Below are 22,747 nucleotides of genomic sequence, written 5' to 3'. Positions count from 1 at the left end.
TGTTGACTGTTGACTGTTGACTGTTGACTGTTGACTGTTAACTGTTGACTGTTGACTGTTGACTGTTGGCTGTTGACTGTTAACTAATGACTAATGACTAATAACTAATGACTCTTGTACAGTTCCATAATATCGCTGACAGCCATTCTTGAATTTGCTCCCAAAGTCAGCGGTGAGGTGTGTCCTCGCTGCAAGTGTTCTGCCGCCGCACAGCCGATCATTGCTGCGTTGTCTGTACAATATTTTAATGGCGGAAACAATACCCGCAAGTTGTGTTTTGCTGCTGCTGCTTGTAAGTGTTTTCGGAGTCCGCTGTTGGCTGCAACTCCGCCACCGACTACAATAGTGGTAAGCCCGAAATTTACGGCACAGTCGATCGCTCTTTTTGTTAAACCCTTAGCTACTGTTTCCTGAAAGCTGGCCGCAATATCATTAATTGTAGGGGCAGGCAAGAATCCTTCCTCACCCACATTGTTATTTTGTTTTTTGAGTTTCTGCACTAATTGCAAAACTGCTGTTTTCAAGCCGCTAAAACTACTGTCGTAAGGATGATATCCGCCACCAGGCAAGGAAATTCTGCCTTCTGGTAGAGGGTATGCTTGGGGATTGCCAAGGGCGGCCAATTTGTCAATCAGTGGCCCGCCGGGATATCCTAGCTGCAACAGTCTCGCGACTTTATCAAAAGCTTCGCCGGCGGCGTCGTCGCGTGTTTGTCCTACTGTTTCATAAACGCCGCAATCTTTGACGTAAATAAAGCTAGTATGTCCCCCGGAAACTAACAAACACAAAAACGGTGGCTGCAAGTCGGGTTCGGTAAGGTAAGAAGCGTAGATGTGCCCTTCGAGGTGGTGGACGCCTAAAAAAGGTTTTTGATGGACTATTGCCAAGCTTTTCGCCGCTGTCAGCCCGACTAACAATGCACCTACTAAACCAGGGGCACAAGTCGCTGCAATGCCGTCAATTTCTGACCAACTCAGGTTTGCTTCACTGAGACACTGGGCAATTACCTGATTGAGCATTTCTAGGTGACTCCGCGAAGCCACTTCCGGCACTACTCCGCCAAACTGCTCGTGGATTTTAATTTGTGATGCTACAACATTGCTGCAAACTTGACGATTCTTAACAATTGCTGCTGCTGTTTCGTCACAACTTGTTTCGATTGCGAAAATGGTTGCCATTAACTGGTAATTTTATTTGATAGGTTAGTTATTGCTAGCTTAACTAATTCGGCGCAAGTCCCCCGCTCTACCTGTACTCAGGTTATTGTTAAGGGATATTTGCCCGATCGACAGGTAAGGCCGTCATCGGATGCAATGAAGGAATATCCTCGCGGTATTGCTAGCTCAGCATTGACCTATGAAAACGGGAATCCCTCATTCTATTGGGCTTTGCCGCATCAATGATGGATACTTTACACTGTCAACAAACACGATCATCTGGATTCCAGATCGGCAAGTTGAAATGCTTGTACAAAAACTTATTGTTTTGTAACAAAAGGAAACAATTCCATGCGACGATTGTTTGCTGCAATTTTAGTGTTGAGTGTCTGGATCAGTTTTGCTCCAGTTGCTTCGGCTTACAATTTAGTGCCGTGCAAAGACTCTCCCGAATTCAAGGAACTGGCTAAAAATGCACGTTCTACCAATGGCGACCCCGCATCTGCGAAAGCAAGATTCGATCGCTATTCTCAAGCTATGTGCGGCCCGGAAGGATACCCGCACTTAATCGTAGACGGCAACTTGAGCAAAGCAGGGGACTTTTTGATTCCTAGCATACTGTTCTTGTATATCGCAGGTTGGATTGGTTGGGTAGGCCGTTCTTATCTGCAAGTTACCAAAAAATCAGCAACCCCAGAGGAAAAAGAGATTATTATCGACGTTCCTTTGGCAATCAAATGTATGCTGAGCGGCGTTTTATGGCCTCTGGCAGCTCTCACATCAATCACCAGCGGTGAAATGTTTGCGAAGGACGACGAAATTACTGTTTCCCCCCGCTAAAATTGGGAAATGGAGAAGAGCTAATAGCTAAAAGTTAAGTAATTAACTAGAAATTAGCAATTAGCGCGCTAGACCGATCGGCAATTACCAACTGTCTCGAATTTTCAGGAGCAGAATTCATGCAATACTTTGTCAAGTTTCTTTCGACAGCACCAGTATTGGCTATCCTTTGGATATCTATTCAAGCTGCGGCTTTAATTGAATTTAACCGCTTTTTCCCCGACCTGCTTTTCCATCCGATGCCGTAAGATTTGAAGGAAATTAGGTTGGAAAACCTAGTAGGAAAAAGTTGAGAGTTTTGAGTTTTGAGTGATGAGTTACAGGTGAATTCAAAGCTCAAATATCAAAACTCTCACACCATACCAGTTCGTGCAAAACAGCGCCGAAATGGGTGAAACCCAAGGATCTAAACTATTTAGTTATCAAATTAGTTCCCAATGACTAATGACTAATGGCTAATGACTATTGACTATTGACTATTGACTAATATTTTGAATCGATGAAGTCTTATCTCGCCGCAGCAATTCAAATGACTAGCTTGCCTGACCTGCAAAAAAATTTGGTTCAGGCAGAGGAATTAATCGACCTGGCAGTGCGTCAAGGTGCGGAGTTAGTTTCCTTACCAGAAAATTTCTCGTTTATGGGAGAAGAGGAGGAAAAAATTGCTCAAGCAGAGGCGATCGGGCTCCAAAGCGAAAAATTCCTCAAAACGATGGCCCAACGGTTCCAGGTAACGATTCTGGGCGGCGGGTTTCCCGTGCCGACTCCAGGAGGGAAGGTATACAATACTTGTTTGCTAGTAGACCCAAACGGCACTGAAGTGGCAAGGTACAGAAAAGTACATTTGTTCGATGTGGATGTTCCCGACGGCATTACTTACAGGGAATCGAACACTGTGAAAGCTGGTGAAGATTTGCCACCTGTTTATGTGTCGCCGGATTTGGGGACGCTGGGACTTTCGGTGTGCTATGACGTGCGGTTCCCGGAAGTGTACAGGCATTTGTCGTACAAGGGGGCTGATGTTTTGTTCGTGCCGGCGGCGTTTACCGCTTACACTGGCAAGGATCACTGGAAGGTTTTGTTGCAAGCTAGGGCGATCGAGAATACTTGTTATATGATCGCCCCCGCACAGACTGGCCGCCACTACGGCCGCCGTCAAACACACGGTCACGCGATGATTGTAGACCCTTGGGGTGCCGTTTTGGCGGATGCTGGAGAGGAACCGGGTGTGGCGATTGCAGAAATTAATCCCGATCGACTAGAACAAGTCCGCCGCCAGATGCCATCTCTGCAACACCGGGTTTTTCTGTGAATAAATTTTGGCACCCATTGGGTGTCAAAATTTCAGTCCCCGTCAGCGACAAGACCTGAAAAGTTTTTATTCGAGCGAGGAATTGTGTTGGTTCGTACACAAAAAAACTTAGATCATGTGGGTGCGATCGACAAGAATAAGCGGGTGGGGGCGGATTTAGGCTGATCTATGAGTGATATTGTCGATCGGAGGTGACTCTGGCCCCCACAGCTTAATATATTGTTTTTTCCTGCAGATGAACAGCCAATAATATCAAATCCGTTAGCATCGGAATAGTAAATTCGAGTTCACTGTTCACGGCGTTGAGTGTTGACTGTTTACGGCGTCAACAGTCAACAGTCAACAGCCAACAGTCAACATCATTCCGGTGTAACCGGAAATGATATAACTCGCGATAAAATGTCTAATGCAGGTTCAATGGGCGTGCACTTCTGCTAAAAGGCGAATTGGCGAAAGTAGAATTGCACGAAATGCGTCTTTTTGGAGAAATGAAACACACTCTTTCGGTTTTAGTTGAAGATGAAGCGGGTGTCCTCACTCGAATTGCTGGTTTGTTTGCCCGTCGGGGTTTTAATATTGAAAGTCTGGCCGTTGGCCCGGCGGAACAAGGGGGAGTGTCTCGGATTACGATGGTTGTACCCGGAGATGACCAGATTATCGAACAGTTGACAAAGCAACTGTACAAGTTGATTAACGTGCTTAAAGTTCAGGATATAACGGAAATTCCCTGTGTGGAACGGGAGTTGATGTTGCTGAAAGTTAATGCTGCTAGCGGGACGCGATCGGAGATCATTGAGTTAGCTCAAATTTTTAGAGCGCGAGTGGTGGATATTGGTGATGATACGCTGACATTGGAAGTTGTGGGAGATCCCGGCAAAATGGTGGCGATAGTCCAGGTTCTGAATAGATTTGGGATTAAGGAAATTGCTCGTACTGGGAAAATTGCCCTGACGCGCGAGTCGGGGGTAAATACAGAGTTTCTCAAGTCTTTGGAAGCGAAAATTTAGGGAAGTTGACGGTTGACGGTTGACTGTTGACGGTTGACTGTTGACTGTTAACTTGTATTAGTCATTAATCAATTGTTGGCTATCAATTATTTAAAGAAGCTAATATGGAAAGCTTTCAACAGCTACAAGTTTATCAATTAGCTGAAAAAATATCAAATGAAATATGGTTTATTGTTAAAAAATGGGACGACTTTGCGAAGGATACGATGGGCAAACAAATAGTGCGATCGGCTGATAGTGTTGGTGCTAATATTGCAGAAGGACATGGACGCTATAGCTGCCAAGATAATCAGCGTTTTGTGAAAATTGCCAGAGGCTCCTTAAACGAAACAAGACACTGGTTAAGACTTGCTTACGCTCGAAATCTTTTAACTCAAGAACAGAGCGATCGCCTGCATCCCTTATTAAATGGACTTTCACCAAAACTTAATGCTTATCTTAACTCACTAAAACAAAAAGCCAAAGGTTAACAGTCAACAGTCAACAGTCAACAGCCAACAGTCAACAGCCAACAGTCAAATTACCATTTAGGTTGACTTGCTATCAAAAGTGTGGCTGCGATGCTGTCTATCGGCTTTGAGAAAAAGTATCCTTGTCCGTATTCGCATTGCAGAGCTCTGAGTAAATTAAGCTGTTCGCTGGTTTCGATTCCTTCAGCAATTACATCCATACCTAAATGACTGGCTAAAATTAAAATAGTCTGTACAATCGCTTCGTTTCCTTCATCTTCAGTCATGCGGCTGACAAAAGCTCTATCAATTTTTAAAGCATCAGTTGGAAAAGTGTGCAGGCGGCTCAAAGAAGAATAGCCAGTGCCGAAATCGTCAATATATAATTGAATTTCTAAATTTTTCAATTCCGCGAGGATAGCGACTGCTGATTCGGCATTCTCCATGATGACGCCTTCAGTAATTTCTACCTTTAAAGTGCGGGGGTCAAGCTGAGTTTCTTGTAAAATTTCACGAATGCGATCGATTAAATCCGGTTGTTTAAATTGTTGGTTAGAAAGGTTGACGCTGACAGTCAACGGCGGATTGGCAGGGAATTTTTGGTGCCACTCGTGGATCTGATGACAAGCCGATCGCATCATCCACCAGCCCATAGGTATAATCAATCTAGTTTCTTCTGCTACTAAAATAAACTCGCCGGGAGATACGACACCCCGCTGCGGGTGATACCACCGGATCAGCGCTTCAAAACCGCTGATTTTACCGGTAACTAGAGAGACGATGGGCTGATAGTAAAGCTGAAATTCCTGGGAGTCTAAAGCGCGTCGCAGGTCGTTTTCCAGTTGCAAAAGGGCAACGGCGCGAGTGTGCATACTTAAGTCAAAAACTTCGTGGCGAGCTTTGCCCAATCCCTTAGCATGATACATGGCAGCATCTGCATCTCGGAGCAGTTCTTCAGGCCGATCGTACAATACGGACAACGGGACATTGGGAACAGGAGAGTCGGAAGATAAGCAAGACAAAGAAGTTTCCCGATCGATATTTCCCAGATTTTCGGGACTCGACAGTTTGCTGGTTTCCGTTGGATACGGAGGAACACCAGAACAAACAATCCCAATGCTAGCACTGGTAAAAACTTGATATTCGTTAAGGTAAAAAGGCTCTGCCAGTTCCGCTTGCACTCGTTCGGCAATCTGGATCGCATCCTCGGTGCTTTTGATATTTTCCAGCAAAATAGCGAATTCGTCGCCGCCGAGACGGGCAACGGTATCTCCAGCGCGCAAACAGATTCCCAGGCGCTGCGCGATCGCAATCAGCAACCGATCCCCCACTAAATGCCCCAAACTGTCGTTAACAACCTTAAAGCGATCGAGATCGATAAACAGCACCGCAAACAAAATCTCGGGGCGGCGTTTTGAAAGATTGATGGCGTGCCCCAAGCGATCCATAAATAAAGATCGGTTGGGCAAACCGGTTAGCATATCGTGCAAAGCATCGTGTACTAACTTCTCTTCTGCTATTTTGCGGAGGGTAATATCTTCGACAGTGCCTTCGTAGTAAAGTAAATTTCCGTCAGGGTCGCGAACTGCCCGGCCGTTCTCGGAAACCCAGATAGTAGTGCCGTCAGCGCGGTAAACTTGGGACTCGAACTCAGACACAAAACCGTGTTTTTCGATCGCACGCAAAAACTCGACGCGGCGATTGGGATCGAGGTAAAGTTGGCGGTCGATGTTGCGTATGTTCGCGATCAATTCGGCAGCCGAGGAGTAGCCGTAAATTCTCGCCAAAGCTGGGTTAGCGCTGAGGTAGCGCCCGTCAGGCGTTATCTGGAAAATGCCTTCGATCGCATTTTCAAAGATACTGCGGTATTTCTCTTCCGCCTGTTGCAGCGCGAATTCTGCCTGCTTGCGATCGGTGATATCGGTCAACGTGCCGAGATAGCCTAGAACTTCCCCGCTTTTGGTCATTTCTGGCACTGCTTGCCAAAATACCCAGGTTGTGAAGTCACCGTTGCAAAAGCGGTACTCTAACTTACAGGGCAACTTGTCTGTGACAGCGCGATACCACTGGCTCAAAACACGCTCGCGGTCTTCGGGATGCAAACTTTGCGCCCAACCTTCGCCTAGTGCCTTTGGCGCAGTCAGTCCCGCCATCTCCAAAAATCGCTCATTGACGTACAAGCAATCTCCAGAAGCGTCGGCGCGGAAAATCCCGACCGGCAGTATTTTTGCCAAGGTGTAATAGCGGTATTCGCTTTCTAGCAGCGCGCTGGCAGCTACTTTAGTCTCTGTGATGTCAAACATGGCCCCCTGAAGAATGACAGACTTGCTTGCTTCATCGCGAACTGCAGTCGCTTGATCGCGGAACCAGACGACTCGGCCGTTGCGGGCGATCGCGCGGTATTCTGAAACCAGCGACCCCTCGCAGAAGATATCTTCTCCATCGGTGAATTTCTGTGTAGCGTTTTCAACTAACACGCGGTCACGGTCTTCTGGGTGAACGAGTTTCAGCCACAGGTCGGGATCGGCTCTCCATTCAGCTACAGAATAACCTAGAAAAGTCTCGATTTGCGGGCTGATGTAAAGTTTGGCAGCCTTGCGGTTGAGGGGAGAAATGTAGGTGACAGCAGGCATTTGTTCTACCAGGGCGCAGTATTTCGCTTCTACAGTAGACAGTGCTGCTTCTAGGCGCTGCCGCTCTAATTCGGCGGCGGCCCGTCCGGCAAAGATGCTGAGAATTAATCGGAATTTGGCAAGATGTGCTTCCACCAGGGGTCGATCGTGGAAAATACAAATAATGCCTAAAGGTTCGCTGTAAGAGTTTTTCAGCAAGACTCCCAGGAAACTGCGCGCACCTGTAACTACCGGTCTGCAGTCTTCAGGAAAGGTTTCCCAGAGGTTGTCGGGACAGGAATACATTCCCGCCTCCAGCACCCGCGCTTCGGGAGTATTGGCGGTGTCGTAGTCAAAGTTTGGCTGCTGCTGTCCGTCGCTCCAAAAACTGATAAGTTGCAATCTATCAGCACCAGCATCGGTGCGTGCCTTCGACTTAATCGATTTGGCAGCGACGGCGGTGCGAACTCCAAGTGCTGAGGCTAAGTGGCAAACTAAGGCATCAAAGAATTCTCCTCCCCCCGGCGAATCAGTACCTGCTAGGATTTCGCCCAGCAAATCTTCCTCTAATTGCGCGAAAGCATTAACTTTGGGAGGATTCTCGGCATTCGGGCGATCGGGATTTTCCCCCATCGAACCCGAAATGCTCAGACTTAGGGTTTTGCTATTTCCAGGCCCCACAATAGGCGAAGAATTCACTGTTAGGCGCTGTTGCTTGGGCAAGAATACAGCGCGGCCCACACCTAAAACTTTACCCAAGAAGCTGTCAGTTGCCGGCCACCGATTTGAGTTCCGGAAAATCACAAAGTTTTTCGGCATTTTCAATCCTGCAGATAAATCGTCCGGCTTTAAGTCTGCCAACTGCCGTTGCTCTTTGGCTAGCGGTAGCCTGGAAGGCCTTCGGTGCCACTTGAGATAAATCGCGTACACCACGGCTAAAGTCGCCAATAATCCCAGAAGATATGCAAGAATCTCAAAGTAAAAAAATAAATCTAGATCGAACATCGATTAGCACCGCTCGACAATTGTTGTAGTTATCTGAAGCCAATCTATTTAAAAATAACTAAGTATCGTCACGGATGGGTAACGAATACAAGGTCTGATCGCCGTGAAGGCGACAAGAGAGTTAACAGTTCCCAAAAAACCTGGCAATACTTGACATTACCGAACTTTTTGTGGTTTTTTTCGTACAGGCTGAACCCGTACAGGTGAAATTGTAAACACATATATACGATTGTGGCACTCCTCTAAGGGGGTGAGTTTACGTTTACTTTTCTAATTATATTTAACGCTGCCTTCACATCAGAATTAATTCGACTTTCATTCCAAGACCGAAACCACTCGCGTTTACCGATCTTACCCTGGTAAGACTCTTGCTTACCGACAGGCTCTAAATCCCCAAATCTGAACTTATTTGTATAATATGCTTGTGTAACTATTACCTTGATACCGACTAACTCAGTTTTGCAAGTAATAAATTTTATGGGCTCTGTATGAGGAATGACGCCACAAATATGATGCTTTTTTTGTAATTTTATATTCGGTTTATTCCTAACCTTTGTGCCAATAATTAACTGGATTATTTTCTCATACTCCAACCGCTTGACAATCAAACTGCTGGTCTGATGAAGGTAGTTTTCTAAGGGCTTGTTTCGATTAAATGTGATTTGCTGGATTTGGCGCGTGGTAGATTTTTTCCGATCTATTTTTGACAGTAAAAATGCTCTGGGCTGATTGAAAGCTTGAGTAATTAATTTGAGATGTTTTTTATCATAAATAGTTGGAGTAAATGTTGGCTTATTAGATGCCAAAGCGACGAAGTAATCAATCCCTAAATCTATACCTTCTCTGAGGTGGTAATTTAAATTCATCAACGTTACAGGCTTTTGATTAGCAACCTCAAAAAAGTAGAGCGCTGTTGCAGAAACTACCCTTACCTTTATGACATCTTGGAATTTTGTAGAAATTATTATGTCACTTTGAGATAAATGAAGTAGTCCTTTATTGAGGTTTATTCCCCTTTTTTCTAGGGAGTGGTTATCAGAACTTAACAAGTTACGTGTACAGATTTTATGTTGGTATTGGGGAATGCTGGGTAGGAATGAAAATCGAGGTATATCTAGGTCATAAGCTATTCTTAAATTTTGGCAATCCTCCCAATCATGAACAACTTCTTTGAGACCTTGATTTCTAATTTTAGCCGTGAATGATTGAGATATGTCTCTAGGTTTTAAGATGGCAAATAACTGTCGGATAATTCTAGTGCTACCAACTTTATATCCCGAACTGAAAAAGTGTTTTATCATAAACATTTACCATGATAGTAGAAAATTTTGGACAGAAATGATAAGTCATCAAACTCTTTATAAAACGGATGCTGACGATCTATGTAATGCCTTTCAACAACAATCATAAATTTTGGATAAACGAATTTTTTTTTGTTGCTTTGCTAAGCAATATACAATAAAGTTTAGGGATTATCTGATCTAGTGTAACACCCATGATGAAAGCGATTGTTTTTCAAACCCCCGGAAGCCCGTCCGTATTGAAACTGCAAGATATCCCCGCCCCTACTATACAAACAGAAACTGAAGTTTTGGTGCGGTTGCGAGCGGCGGGTATCAATCCGATAGATACTAAGTTGCGATCGCGCGGCACTTTTTACCCCGATAAAGCTCCTCACGTTTTGGGGTGCGACGGTGCTGGAGTCGTAGAGGCTGTCGGTGTTGGTGTGCAAAGTTTCCAAGTAGGAGACGAGGTTTTTTTCTGCAATGGCGGTTTGGGCGGATCGAGGGGTACTTATGCTGAGTTTGCCGTAGTAGACGAACGCTTTCTCGCCCTCAAGCCTGCTGCTTTAAGTTTTGCTGAGGCGGCGGCGGCACCGTTAGTTTTAATTACAGCTTGGGAATCGCTGTACGATCGAGGGCGCTTGCAAGCCGGTCAAAAAGTCCTGGTTCAAGCTGGTGCCGGCGGTGTCGGCCACGTCGCGGTACAGTTGGCGAAGTTGCAGGGTGCAGAGGTTTGCACGACTGTTAGTTCTCAGGAAAAAGCCAATTTTGTCAAGCACCTAGGTGCAGATTCAGTTATTTTATACAAAAATACCAATGTTGTCGATGAGGTTTTGACTTGGACTCAAGGACAAGGAGTTGATTTGGCTTTCGATACAGTCGGGGGAGAAACTTTTTACCAAACTATTCCGGCTGTGAAGATTTATGGAGATTTGGTAACAATTTTGGAACCCGATCCAGCTTTGGGAAATTTGAAAACAGCGAGAATGCGAAATCTGAGAATTAGTCTGGAATTAATGTTAACACCGATGCTGGAAGGTTTGGTGGAGGAACAGGAACAGCAGGCTCATATTTTGCAGAAGTGTGCTCGTTTGTGCGATCGCAACTTGCTAAAAATTCACGTCAGCAAAACTTTCCCTCTCGAAGAAGCGCAAGCCGCTCACGAACTGTTAGAAACAGGCTCAGTAACTGGTAAAATAGTGCTTGAAATTGGGGGCTAAAAATACGGATTGTTAAATAAGAAATTGACAACTGATATCATGTCCGGTCGAGGAACCACGATTTTTGTAGGTAGGGCGAGTTCACCAAGAATACCAGCCAATAATTCACAATCTCAAAAACCCGCCCCGACCGGGATATTATGGTTAATCGATCGGAAATGATATGAAATTCTTGGAGAGAAAGGTGCAAAATCCTGGTTAATAATTTTGAGAGACTTCTGGCTAATTCAACGACCAAGGTAAATCTTTATTTTCTATCAAATCCGTTGGCATCGGAATGATTCATCTGTCTCTTCCGTTTCTCTGTATCCTCTGCGCCCTCTGCGGTTTAATTCGGTTCTATAAACAAGAGCGAAAACCGTATAGGAAAAATGCCGCTGTCGATCGATAAATTTGAAGGTCAACTGCTGAAGTTGACACGACGAAAAGCACGGCCCCGTACCCTAATTGGGGGTAACTAACGGCGATTTACTTGTAACCAAATTTCCAGCGTCACCAGCAGCCACAACTTCAGCCCATAGCGGGGAAAAACTTCCCCACGATAGTTTAGCCACTCGCGGATTAGTGTTCGATCGAGGTAAGGCGCGATCGCCGCATGACGATTCAGCAACAACGATCGCGCTTGCCGCTGCCAATCCCTCAAAAACCACTGCTGCATCGACATCACCATCCCGCTTTTCGGACGGTTGACAATGACATCGGGCAGCAAATCCGCCACAGCAGCCTTGAGAACCGCTTTTTCCTGCGCGCCCGAAAGCTTATATTCTGGCGGAATTTGCAAACTCAGTGCCACCATCCGCGAATCAAACAAAGGCGATCGAGCTTTTAGTCCCGCCGCAGCCGTGAGATTATTTACCTTGGTCAAAATGTAATCGGCTCCCTTAAACTCAATGTTGAGCCGCATCAGCCGATTCAAAAACGTCGTTTCTGTCTGTTGCAATTCCTCAGCAAAGACGGAAGGCGCATTCTTCACCTTTTCCCAAACCTCCGGCTTCAGCAAACGTGGCAAATCCACATAGCATTTTTGAAACGAAGTCAAGTAAGCTGCGATCGGATCTGGTTTACCCTGAATCGAACCGTACAAACTATTCAGCAGCATCGGCTTATTTTTCGGCCCGCCAAAGCACGGATCGCCACCTTCGCCATTCAGTACCACGTCTGCGAATTGCTTTGCCGATCGCCCCAACAGCAAATTGGGAACCGTCAAGCCTTCCCCCACTGGATCATCCATCGCCGCCAGCGTTTCCGGCAGCAACTCCCAAATTTGCTGCGGCGAAACTTCCAAAATGTGGTGCTCAGTGCCACAATGTGCCGCAACGATGTTGGCAAATTCAATCTCGCTGGGATATTGAGCGCCAAAGTGCATCGAAAAAGTGTGTACCGGACGATCATGCAGCCTTGTGGCGATCGCCGCGACGCAACTTGAATCAATACCACCCGAAAGATATGCTGCGACTGGTTCTCCCGCTGGTAGCGCTTCCTGCACCAGTTGTTCCAAAAGCGATCGCACTTGTTGACTGTGCCATTCCAAAGGGCGATCGGCGTTAGTAATTTGCTCCTGTGGCTGCCAGTATCTCTGCGCCTCAATATCCGGTAAGTACAGGTAGCTACCGGGTCGCAACTCTCGCACCGCTTCCCACAGCGTTTGTGTTCCGGGTACAAAGGCACAGCACAAGTAGTCGCGCAAAGCAACTAAATCAAGTTCTCGATCGTGATACGGATTGAGCGATCGCAGTCGGGGCGCAATCCAGCGAGTCGTTCCTGTACGGGTGTAATAGAGGGTTTTGGCTCCGACGCGATCGCGCCCCAGACACAAGGTTTGCTCGTCTCTATCCCACACTGCAAGGGCAAATTGTCCTTCCAGTAAGCTCAGTGTTTTAGTACCGTACTGTTCCCATAGCCGCCCGACGATCGCCAAATCGGTCAATCCATCTGTGTCAATCTGTTGTTTGAGCATGGGAGTGCGATCGAAGCAGCAGTCACCTATCAGCACAAATCGCTGATTGGGGCTGAAGGTGGGTTCAGCTCCGATTATGGCAAAACCGGAAGTCTCCCAAGTTGCAGGGCGCGATCGGCCTTCTGGGCCCCAAGCAATGAGCCAATTAGGGTTAATCAACTTCTGATTTTGCATCGATTTAGTTAGCTTAAAAAATATGAGATATTAACTTATAAATCAAGCGAAAAATAGCTGTGCCAGCGATCGCACCCAAAGCACCCAACCATCCCACAAATAACACGCCAGTGAGCGGAGAATTCGGATAAATCGCAACAGCCGCCGTCTGTAAAACCGGGAAAAACCACAGCAAAGCCACAGTACCTGCACCAATAATCAACATCTCAGTTTGTTCGATCGCCCTGCGGTACTGGCCGTAAATCAAACCCGCCACAATCATCCCCAACAATCCGATACTCAAGCCAGGAGAGGGCAACAAACTCGTCAGGGCGATCGCCAGCAGCCCCCCCTCAAAACCCGTAAACGCCGCCCCCGACAAAACCTCCCAAATCGAAAAAGTCGCTCTCTGCGAAGGTTGTAGCCCTCCTGGAGGTGTTGCAGGAACAGGTATAGGAGGCTGCTGAGTCGGTGGTAGCTGCTGAGTCGGTAGGGGAGTCGGAGTCCGTAGGGTCGGCGGCTGCACGACGCTGTTAGGCTGTTGAGGCCGAGACATCAGAGCCGCTTCCACCTCACTCGCAGATTGAAAACGCTGGCTGGGAGCTGATAATAACATTCGATCGAGAACGTGAGCCAAACGCGAACTTACCTGCACCCGCGACTGCCAATTCCACTCGTTTCTGTAACTATCAAAAAGCTCCGTCGGCTGCAAACCACTCAGCAAAGTAATACAAGTCACAGCCAAAGCATACAAATCCGTTGCCGGATAAACTTCTTGCCCGCTCATCTGTTCTGGCGGAGCGTAACCCAAAGAATAAATGCCCGTCGAAGCTTTTGGACTCCCAACACTTTGTGTTACTTGTTTAACAGCCCCAAAATCTAATAAATAAAGCCGACCGTTTTTACCCCGCATAATATTAGCAGGTTTAATATCCCGGTGAATCGAACCGCGAGAGTGCACAAAATCGAGAACCTTCAAAATTTCCCGCAGCACCTCCACCGTTTCCGCCTCCGAAAACTTGCCTTTAACAGCTAGTTCATCCTCCAAATTTTGACCGTCAATAAATTCTTGAACCAGATAGAAAAACTGATCGTTTTTTCCCGGCTGCAAACTCGTAACAGTCAGCTCAAAAAAAGCCAGCAAACTCGGAATTTGGGAATGTTCGTTTCCCAGTTCTTCCAGCACCGCCGCTTCCCGTTCAAACAGAGTTTGAGCGATTTTTAGCTGGGGCGGAGTCAGACTTACCGACGGCTGCAAAAGTTTAGCAACGCACTGCCGCATCGCCGGAGTATCCCGGTCTCTGGCCAAAAACGCCGCCCCAAAACCGCCTTGACCCAACAACCTCACGGGCAAATAGCGGCCCCTCAAAATCAGGGGCATCCCGCAAGCCGTGCAAAATTTTTGCTGCACCGTTTTCAGCAGCGCACTGTCATTGAGGTCGGGAAAATAGTTTTGAGGGCGCGGGCAGCCCGGTCGGGTGCAGTAAACTTCCATTTTTGTTTGCTAAGAAGAGGGAAGAAGGAAGAGGGAAGAGGGAAGAAGGAAGAGGGAAGAGGGAAGAAAAAGTGATTGTTAAATCAGATTTCGATTTCTCAACTAACCGCGAACTGCTAACTGCCAGCGACCTAAGAGATTAACTTCCCGCCGAGTTGGGGGTTCCTATTTCTATGAATCCCACATCGAGCGCCGGGGGTTCTTTCTTCTCCAGGATGGTGGAATAAGTAGCAAACTGCGGCAAAATTTCATTGCTGAAAGCCTCTGCTGCTTTAGAACGGTAGCGGTTGGGGTTGTAAATCAGCGACAAAATGCGAGTTACCAAAACTTCGTCCATTTGAGATTTGTGCAAGACGCCCATAAGCAACTCTTTTTCGATCGCCGAAACCGAGACAAAAGCAGCTCCCAGCCCCGACTGAACGGCATTTTTAATGGCTTCGATCGAATTTAGTTCCATCTCTATTTTCAAGCGGCGCGTGTCTATGCCACAGCGAGTCAGTACCTGATCGATTACTTTGCGGATCGTAGACTGCGAATCGAGGGATATAAACTGCAATTTGTAAAGGTCTTCTTTTTGGATAGTTTCTTGTTGTACCATCGGGTGAGACGGAGGAAGAATCAGAGCCAGTTCGTCCTCAGCGTAAGGAACAATTTCTAAAGCTTCTACAAGTTCGGTAGGAATTTCTCCGCCAACAATTGCCAAATCGATTTGCCCGTTTGCCACACTCCACGCCGTGCGGCGGGTCGAGTGAACGTGAAGTTGTACTGCTACATCCGGGTACTTTTGCCGAAACATCCCAATCATCCGGGGCAGCAAATACGTCCCGGTTGTTTGAGAAGCGCCCACGATCAAAGTACCGCCTTGGAGATTTTGCAAGTCTTCCAGAGCTCGACAAGTTTCCTGGCAAAGCGATAAAATTTTCTCGCCGTAACTCAGCAGCAGGTGTCCGGCTTCGGTCAGTTGCGCCCGCCGCCCCCCCCGGTCAAACAGCGGCACGTCCAACTGTCTCTCTAAGTTTTGCACCTGCAAGCTAACTGCGGGCTGGGATACATAGAGGCTGTCGGCAGCGCGTTTGAAGCTTCCTTCAGAGGCGATCGCCTTGAGAATGCGTAACTGGTCTAAAGTGAAAGGAAGGTCAGACATATATCTAAATTGTCAGTTGTCAGTTGTCAGTTGTCAGTTGACGGTTGACGGTTGACTGTAGGCAGCGAACAGCAAACAGCGAACAGTCAACAGCGAACAGTCAACAGCGAACAGCGAACAGTCAACAGCGAACAGTGAACAGTTAACTGACTGATAACCGCTGAATGCTCCCATAGATACTTTGTGACACAAATTGGCCGAGAATCAATAACTTTTCTTAATATTTGCAATGACGATCGACTTGGCGCTTGACTCCCACTTAGTTATTCTGGGCTTGTTACTGGTTTTTGCGATCGCCCACAGCGGTTTAGCAGCCCTCCGGCCCAAAGGTGAAAAGCTGATCGGGCCGAGACTTTACCGGGTTTTGTTTGCCCTTGTCAGTTTGCCGCTAGCCGTCATTCTGATTGTCTACTTTTTCAACCACCGCTACGACGGTTTGCAGCTTTGGCAAGTACAGGGAGTACCCGGAGTTAAACCCGCAGTTTGGATACTTTCGGCAATTTCCTTTCTGTTTCTGTACCCAGCAACTTTCAACCTCCTAGAAATTGCCGCCGTTCAAAAGCCCCAAGTTCACCTCTACGAAACTGGCATCATTCGCATCACCCGTCACCCGCAAATGGTGGGACAGGTGATTTGGTGCGTGGCCCACACCCTGTGGATTGGCACTAGCTTTACCCTTGTCACTTCCATCGGTTTGGTACTTCACCACCTGTTCGGAGTGTGGCACGGCGACAGGCGGCTTCAGGCTCGTTTTGGAGAATCCTTTGAAACCATCAAATCTCGAACCTCAATTATTCCTTTTTTGGCAATCCTACAAAAGCGTCAAACCCTTGATTTGCTTGAGTTTCTGCGCCCTTCCTACGTAGGTGTAGTCATTTTTACTGGTTTGCTGTGGGAAATTCATCCTTTTTTGATGCGTGTCACTAGGAACATATACTGGTAGCATGATCCCTAGGATAGAAAAAAAATTATTAAATTTTGAGGGCTCATGGTGTTGTCGGTTAGCGAACGCACTTTTGCACAAGAGGTGTTTCAAGCCTCTACCCCCGTTTTAGTTCACTTTTCGGCTCCTTGGTGCGGTTTGTGCCGCGCGATCGACCCCACGCTTAAGACTTTTGAGGCACAGTGGGCAGAAAAAGTCAAGCTCGTAGGGGTGAATGCTGATCAATGTTTCAAGTTGGCCCACACTTACCGGCTGACAAGTCTGCCCACGCTGATTTTGTTTGAGGGCGATAAAGTTCGATTTAGATTGGAAGACTACCAAGGACGCGAGGAACTGCGGCGGACTCTGGATTCCTGGATGCTCGCGGCTCACGTAGCTTCCCCATCTCAACGGCTGCAACTTCAGGAAGTAGCCAACCGGTAAGGGTTCCAAGGCATTCGGCTCTTGTTGAGAAGGTCTTCGGCTTTATGTCGGAAGCAGAAGGCTTTCCCCATTTTTCCATCAACCATCTGACACCAAAATAAATCTCGCCGTATTGAAGGTACAGGACTGTGAGATTTGTCGTAGAGTTTTAGTTTCCACCGGAATAATAATTTGCGGCGTTTAGTGCGATCGTCTCGCTGGCGATGAAAAAAGTAGTGCAATCGTCTCGCTCGCGATCGCACTCAGCTATAACAATACTTAAAGAATTGGATCAAGTATTTTGGCCCAGTGGCGCAGGCGTGTGTCACAATTGTTTACAGTTTTGGCAATATCTAGTAGAAACTTTAAACTACCTATCAGTCATGGAACTGCTTTATCAATATGCTTGGCTGATTCCTGTCCTGCCACTGGCAGGCGCAATGCTAGTAGGTCTAGGCTTAATCACCTTTAACCAGGCAACCAACAAACTCCGACAAGCGAATGCGATATTAATCGTCTCCGCACTCGGCGGGTCAATGGTACTCTCCTTCGCATTGCTGTGGAGTCAACTACAGGGCCACGCACCCTACACCCGCAGTATTCAGTGGGCTTCTGCTGGCGACTTCTCGCTGAATATGGGCTATATTATCGACCCCCTAACGTCGGTGATGCTGGCGATCGTCACTACGGTCGCCTTTTTGGTGATGATTTACACCGACGGCTACATGGCTCACGATGACGGGTACGTGCGCTTTTACGCCTACCTGAGCATCTTCAGCGCGTCGATGTTGGGTCTGGTCATCAGCCCGAACATCGTTCAGATTTACATTTTTTGGGAACTCGTAGGTATGTGTTCGTACCTGCTAGTCGGATTTTGGTACGATCGCAAACCCGCTGCTGACGCTTGCCAAAAAGCTTTTGTCACCAACCGCGTCGGCGACTTCGGCCTACTGCTGGGCATCCTCGGCATTTACTGGGCCACCGGCAGCTTTGAATTTGAGGTGATGGGCGAACGCCTGCACTCCTTAGTCGAATCCGGTGCTCTCAGCGCAACTCTGGCGACAATCTTCGGCGTCCTCATATTTTTGGGGCCAGCAGCCAAATCTGCTCAATTCCCCCTCCACGTCTGGCTACCAGACGCAATGGAAGGCCCGACACCGATTTCGGCCTTAATCCACGCCGCGACAATGGTAGCTGCCGGCGTATTCCTGATCGCTCGGATGTACCCAGTGTTTGAAGGGTTGCCGGCAGTCATGAATTTGATCGCCTGTACCGGCTGTTTTACGGCATTTATGGGTGCTTCGATCGCGATTACCCAAAATGACATCAAAAAAGGCCTCGCCTACTCCACCATCTCCCAGCTCGGCTACATGGTGATGGCAATGGGCGTCGGCGCTTACAGTGCCGGACTTTTCCACTTGATGACTCACGCTTACTTCAAAGCAATGCTGTTCCTGTGTTCAGGTTCAGTGATTCACGGGATGGAAGCAGTTGTAGGCCACAACCCCGCTCTCGCTCAAGATATGCGAGTCATGGGCGGCTTGCGGAAATATATGCCCATTACCTCTGCTTGCTTTTTAATCGGAAATTTGGCAATCTGCGGAATTCCGCCGTTTGCAGGTTTTTGGTCAAAAGACGAAATCCTCGCCAGCGCCTTCTCCGCAAATCCCGCTCTGTGGGCTGTTAGCTGGCTGACGGCCGGGATGACCGCGTTTTATATGTTCCGAATGTATTTCAGCACCTTTGAGGGCGAATTCAGGGGAAATGACAGCGCCATCAAACAGCAACTCCTGCAACCCGGTGTTGTTTTCGGCCCCGGAGCGATGAACGTTAAGGAATTGGCATCAACTGGCGACAGTCACGATGATCACGACCATTTGCCTCACGAATCTCCTCTGACAATGGCTCTGCCGCTAGTGTTGCTGGCAGTACCTTCTGTGTTTATCGGTTTTCTCGGTACGCCGTTTGCCAATTATTTCGAGCAGTTTGTTCGCGCTCCGGGCGAGTCTCTCGAAGAAGTTTTGGAACACGCTGCTGAGTTCAATTTGACGGAATTTTTGATTATGGGCGGAAGCTCTGTAGGTATTGCTTTGTTGGGCATTACTTTGGCTTCTCTGATGTATTTGAGCCGTAAAATTGACCCAAGTGCGATCGCCCAAAAAATCAAACCGCTTTACGAGTTCTCTCTGAACAAGTGGTATCTCGACGATATCAACGATTTTCTCTTTGTCAAAGGCAGTCGCCGTTTAGCGCGGCAAGTCATGGAAGTGGATTTGCGAGTCGTCGATGGTGTCGTCAACTTAACAGGGTTTATCACCCTGGTTAGCGGCGAAGGTTTGAAATACTTTGAGAGCGGTCGCGCTCAATTTTATGCCTTGATTGTGTTTGTCGCAGTTCTGGGTTTTGCGATCGTTTCTGGAGTCAGTTAAATCGGTAGGGACACGGCATTTAGTGTCAACTTAATGTCCAACCGACTGTATCTCTTGTTTGTCTCGAAGTCTAGATCCCCCCTAACCCCCCTTGATAAGGGGGGAACAAGAGTATTCTCTCAAAGTCAACCCCTACTCCCCTTCTTAAGGGGGATTTAGGGGGATCTGAACTGGGCGAGCAACGAAAGATACAAAAGTTTTTAGGGTTAATTTTACACGCTTTGGGCATTGCCGTATCCCCACGAGGAGATATTTTAAGAAATGGTATTAGCTCAATAACTCACCATTGACAATTAGCAAATAGAAATAAATATTTAATTAAACTTAACTGTTGCGATCGCATAATTTGTCCAAATAATAGCAAAAAAAAATGTTCCGTCTAAAGAAAGTATAAAATTTAGGCCAAAATTGGCAAAATGTGTTTAAACCTAATAACTGATGGATCATTTTAAAACGCAATGGATACAGCTAACTTTCCTTGGTTAACAACAACAATTCTGTTTCCCATTGCTGCGTCCTTGCTGATTCCTTTAATTCCCGATAAGGATGGCAAGACGGTGCGGTGGTATGCCCTAATTGTGGGTTTGATCGATTTTGCCCTACTTGTTTACGCTTTTTACACTCAGTACGACTTCAGCAATCCAGATTTGCAACTGGTAGAAAGTTATACTTGGGTGCAGCAACTCGATTTGAATTGGTCGGTGGGTGCTGACGGTTTGTCGATGCCGCTGATTTTGCTGACTGGTTTTATTACTACGCTGGCTACTTTAGCAGCTTGGCCGGTCACATTTAAACCGAAGCTTTTTTACTTTTTGATGCTGACAATGTACGGCGGCCAAATCGCAGTTTTTGCCGTGCAGGATATGTTGCTGTTTTTCCTAGTTTGGGAACTGGAATTAGTCCCAATTTACCTGATTTTGTCAATCTGGGGCGGCAAAAAACGCCTCTACGCAGCAACTAAGTTTATTCTATACACCGCAGGCGGTTCGCTGTTTATTTTGCTGGGCGGGCTGACGATGGCATTTTACGGCGATACGGTGACTTTCGATATGCGGGCGATCGCAGCTAAAGATTACGCCCCCAATGTAGAATTGCTCCTGTACACGGGTTTCTTGATAGCTTACGGCGTCAAACTGCCAATTTTTCCGCTGCACACTTGGCTCCCTGACGCTCACGGGGAAGCAACCGCACCCGCCCATATGTTGCTAGCAGGAATTCTGCTAAAAATGGGTGGCTATGCTTTACTGCGGATGAATGCGGGAATGCTCCCGGATGCTCACGCTACATTCGCACCCATCTTGGTAATTTTGGGTGTGGTTAACATTGTTTACGCGGCCTTAACTTCCTTTGCTCAGCGCAATTTGAAGCGGAAAATTGCTTATTCTTCGATTTCGCACATGGGGTTTGTGCTGATTGGGATAGCTTCGTTTACCGATTTGGGAATGAGCGGTGCAATGCTGCAAATGGTTTCTCACGGTTTAATCGGGGCGAGTTTGTTCTTTATGGTGGGTTGCACTTACGATCGCACTCACACGCTCATGCTGGACGAAATGGGCGGTGTCGGGCAGAAAATGCGTAAGGTTTTCGCGATGTGGACTGCTTGTTCTATGGCTTCTTTGGCTTTGCCGGGAATGAGCGGTTTTGTAGCAGAATTGATGGTGTTTGTAGGTTTTGCAACCAGCGATGCTTACAATCCGGTCTTTAAGGTTTGCGTGGTATTTCTAGCTGCTGTCGGGGTGATTTTGACTCCGATTTACCTGCTGTCGATGCTACGTGAAATCTTCTACGGCCCTGAGAATAAGGAATTGTCGGAACACGAGGAATTGGTGGATGCGGAACCGCGAGAAGTGTTTATTATTGCGGCTCTGTTAGTGCCGATTATTGGCATTGGTTTGTATCCTAAGATGTTGACTCAGGTTTACGATGCGACTACTGTACAGTTGACTGCAAGATTGCGGGATTCTGTGCCTTCGTTGGTGGCTAAGGCTGCTGCGGATAAAACTGTGTCTTTGAGAGCACCGGCGATCGAGCCGAGCAAGTTGTAATTTAAACTGGATTTAAAAAGGAAACCCCCAAACTTTATTTTTAAAATGGTTTGGGGGTTTTCTATCTACCGGATCGAAGTAAATCGATTAGATTGGGATTTTTAAACCGCAGATTTCAGCAGATAAACACAGATGAACGCTGATGTGATTTTGAGTATTGTCGTTCCTCAAAAAGCATAAAAGAGCATGATAGGCTATATTCGATGTTGCAACTGCAATATAATTAATAGTTGGGCAACATAAAAAGTTCTAGCCTAACAGGGAGACGGAAAAATGAGTGACGACATACTTGGCTCGAAAGATGCGGTCGTGATCTCAGCGGAAAGCATGAATAGTGATGATATCCGCGCGACTATCCAATCAAATATTGACTTTGTGAATGCACTATTTGAAGAGCTTCTGAATCTCTCAGAAATTTCTCACGACGCACTCCTCAGTTACTACGTTGATTACTACCTCGGGCAGGTGAATAATGGCGGTTTTGCTCAGTTTGTCTATAACACAAGGTGGCAGCCTGCGGTCATCGCGCTAGTTAAAGAAGGCATTGAGCAAATCGGCGCGACACAACATACCGATCTTTTTGCAAAAGGAGAGGCGCTGGTTACAGCACGAAAGACAAAGTTAGCATCCTTCTTTTCGAGTGAGTTATTCGGCGAAAATGCTGAGAGAGACAGGCTAAATGGCATAAATGAGAACTTTTATTCGATCGCACAAGAGGAGAGTCTCGAACGATTAAATGCTAACTGGTTAAAAGCGCGCCCCGACCTGATTGTTGTACCAGAAGATCGAATCCAACAGGAAGTCACTCGACGAGCATTCAGTATTTCCGATCGCGAGGCCCGGCGAGCCGAGGCCCGTGCTGCCGAGCCGAAATACATTAAACTGATACGAGCCTTGTGTGATGCAGCCGGCCATAAGCTTGAGCGCGTTACGGCAGGGGATACAATGAATGAGTACGGTGGCAAAAGAATAGTCGCTTGGCACTTTATTACTGACAATGGGCATCACTTCATGGTGGAGGCTGACGGGAAGGCTATGATGTTTTCTGGAAAGTCCAAGGAACAGATTGCGGAGCTGGTAATGGTATAACTATGCAGCCAAATTAATAATTAGGTTGAGGCACTATCTTTTTTAGTCTTAATTGTTCTTATTTCTATATTTGCTAGAATAAAAGGGAATACTAACCGAACTGCAAAGCGTTATTGTTATGCCAAGAGTGCGATCTTTGTTAAGGGCGATAGAAGTGTTAGACCGCAACTACAGTATAATTAATAGTTATGCGGTGTGAGTTATC

General features: G+C 47.0%; 19 protein-coding genes. 12 read left to right on the top strand and 7 right to left on the bottom strand.

Annotated features, from left to right (window positions below):
* Positions 1-104: 104 nt before the first annotated feature.
* Entirely contained in the window at positions 105-1,178 is a 1,074-nt protein-coding gene (gene tsaD / locus QUA36_RS12765; RefSeq protein WP_333159544.1) for a tRNA (adenosine(37)-N6)-threonylcarbamoyltransferase complex transferase subunit TsaD, read from the bottom strand.
* 330 nt (positions 1,179-1,508) lie between these two features.
* Between tsaD and QUA36_RS12760 the strand changes: the two genes are divergently transcribed.
* From QUA36_RS12760 to QUA36_RS12740, 5 genes are all read left to right on the top strand, one after another.
* Complete coding sequence (locus QUA36_RS12760) at positions 1,509-1,997, top strand: Photosystem I reaction center subunit III (RefSeq protein WP_333037176.1); 489 nt, start codon at positions 1,509-1,511, stop codon at positions 1,995-1,997.
* A gap of 119 nt (positions 1,998-2,116) precedes the next feature.
* Positions 2,117-2,245: a photosystem I reaction center subunit IX gene (psaJ, locus tag QUA36_RS12755; RefSeq protein ID WP_333037175.1), complete on the top strand. Its 129-nt coding sequence runs from the start codon at positions 2,117-2,119 to the stop codon at positions 2,243-2,245.
* Positions 2,246-2,496: 251 nt separating this feature from the next.
* A complete protein-coding gene (locus QUA36_RS12750) occupies positions 2,497-3,309 on the top strand; it encodes a carbon-nitrogen hydrolase family protein (RefSeq protein WP_333457800.1) in 813 nt (270 codons plus the stop codon).
* 488 nt (positions 3,310-3,797) lie between these two features.
* Entirely contained in the window at positions 3,798-4,316 is a 519-nt protein-coding gene (gene ilvN, locus QUA36_RS12745) for an acetolactate synthase small subunit (protein WP_333450556.1), read from the top strand.
* A gap of 104 nt (positions 4,317-4,420) precedes the next feature.
* A complete protein-coding gene (locus tag QUA36_RS12740; RefSeq protein ID WP_333457798.1) occupies positions 4,421-4,786 on the top strand; it encodes a four helix bundle protein in 366 nt (121 codons plus the stop codon).
* A 50-nt stretch (positions 4,787-4,836) separates the two neighbouring features.
* Here QUA36_RS12740 and QUA36_RS12735 read toward each other — a convergent pair whose 3' ends face one another.
* Positions 4,837-8,382: an EAL domain-containing protein gene (locus QUA36_RS12735; protein WP_333457796.1), complete on the bottom strand. Its 3,546-nt coding sequence runs from the start codon at positions 8,380-8,382 to the stop codon at positions 4,837-4,839.
* A 242-nt stretch (positions 8,383-8,624) separates the two neighbouring features.
* Entirely contained in the window at positions 8,625-9,683 is a 1,059-nt protein-coding gene (locus tag QUA36_RS12730) for a transposase (protein ID WP_333347289.1), read from the bottom strand.
* A gap of 197 nt (positions 9,684-9,880) precedes the next feature.
* Here QUA36_RS12730 and QUA36_RS12725 point away from each other — a divergent pair, with 197 nt between their 5' ends.
* On the top strand, positions 9,881-10,885 hold the full coding sequence (locus tag QUA36_RS12725; RefSeq protein WP_333347299.1) for a zinc-dependent alcohol dehydrogenase family protein: 1,005 nt from the start codon (positions 9,881-9,883) through the stop codon (positions 10,883-10,885).
* A 457-nt stretch (positions 10,886-11,342) separates the two neighbouring features.
* Here QUA36_RS12725 and QUA36_RS12720 read toward each other — a convergent pair whose 3' ends face one another.
* Together QUA36_RS12720 and QUA36_RS12715 are read right to left on the bottom strand one after the other, a co-directional pair.
* Entirely contained in the window at positions 11,343-13,016 is a 1,674-nt protein-coding gene (locus tag QUA36_RS12720) for an asparagine synthase-related protein (protein WP_333457794.1), read from the bottom strand.
* A gap of 13 nt (positions 13,017-13,029) precedes the next feature.
* Positions 13,030-14,490 carry a serine/threonine-protein kinase gene (locus QUA36_RS12715; RefSeq protein WP_333450537.1) on the bottom strand — a complete coding sequence of 487 codons (1,461 nt, stop codon included), beginning with the start codon at positions 14,488-14,490 and terminating at the stop codon, positions 13,030-13,032.
* 2 nt (positions 14,491-14,492) lie between these two features.
* On the opposite strand from QUA36_RS12715, the gene QUA36_RS12710 reads away from it, so the two are divergent.
* A complete protein-coding gene (locus tag QUA36_RS12710) occupies positions 14,493-14,633 on the top strand; it encodes a hypothetical protein (RefSeq protein ID WP_333457792.1) in 141 nt (46 codons plus the stop codon).
* On the opposite strand, the gene QUA36_RS12705 is transcribed toward QUA36_RS12710, so the two are convergent.
* Positions 14,630-15,634, bottom strand: a complete 1,005-nt coding sequence (locus QUA36_RS12705; RefSeq protein ID WP_333128272.1) for a LysR family transcriptional regulator — start codon at positions 15,632-15,634, stop codon at positions 14,630-14,632. The two genes, QUA36_RS12710 and QUA36_RS12705, sit on opposite strands and share 4 nt — an antisense overlap.
* Positions 15,635-15,863: 229 nt before the next feature.
* Here QUA36_RS12705 and QUA36_RS12700 point away from each other — a divergent pair, with 229 nt between their 5' ends.
* On the top strand, positions 15,864-16,577 hold the full coding sequence (locus QUA36_RS12700; RefSeq protein WP_333457790.1) for an NnrU family protein: 714 nt from the start codon (positions 15,864-15,866) through the stop codon (positions 16,575-16,577).
* Between the two features lie 45 nt (positions 16,578-16,622).
* Positions 16,623-17,000, top strand: coding sequence for a thioredoxin family protein (locus QUA36_RS12695; RefSeq protein WP_006635621.1), 378 nt, complete (start codon positions 16,623-16,625; stop codon positions 16,998-17,000).
* On the opposite strand, the gene QUA36_RS12690 is transcribed toward QUA36_RS12695, so the two are convergent.
* Positions 16,979-17,221 carry a hypothetical protein gene (locus QUA36_RS12690; protein WP_333457788.1) on the bottom strand — a complete coding sequence of 81 codons (243 nt, stop codon included), beginning with the start codon at positions 17,219-17,221 and terminating at the stop codon, positions 16,979-16,981. The two genes, QUA36_RS12695 and QUA36_RS12690, sit on opposite strands and share 22 nt — an antisense overlap.
* 141 nt (positions 17,222-17,362) lie before the next feature.
* Between QUA36_RS12690 and QUA36_RS12685 the strand changes: the two genes are divergently transcribed.
* The 3 genes from QUA36_RS12685 (at position 17,363) to QUA36_RS12675 (ending at position 22,542) form a co-directional block, all read left to right on the top strand.
* A complete protein-coding gene (locus tag QUA36_RS12685; RefSeq protein WP_333457848.1) occupies positions 17,363-19,408 on the top strand; it encodes an NAD(P)H-quinone oxidoreductase subunit 5 in 2,046 nt (681 codons plus the stop codon).
* Between the two features lie 458 nt (positions 19,409-19,866).
* Positions 19,867-21,453 carry a photosynthetic/respiratory NAD(P)H-quinone oxidoreductase subunit D1 gene (gene ndhD1, locus QUA36_RS12680; protein WP_445251220.1) on the top strand — a complete coding sequence of 529 codons (1,587 nt, stop codon included), beginning with the start codon at positions 19,867-19,869 and terminating at the stop codon, positions 21,451-21,453.
* 273 nt (positions 21,454-21,726) lie between these two features.
* Positions 21,727-22,542 (top strand): DMP19 family protein, encoded by an 816-nt coding sequence (locus QUA36_RS12675; RefSeq protein WP_333450543.1) that lies wholly within the window; start codon positions 21,727-21,729, stop codon positions 22,540-22,542.
* Positions 22,543-22,747 lie beyond the last annotated feature (205 nt).

Source organism: Microcoleus sp. Pol10D4 (genome assembly GCF_036701555.1).
GTDB lineage: Bacteria > Cyanobacteriota > Cyanobacteriia > Cyanobacteriales > Microcoleaceae > Microcoleus.
Note: the sequence above shows the minus strand (reverse complement) of the source record. Positions and strands in the feature narration are given on the sequence as shown.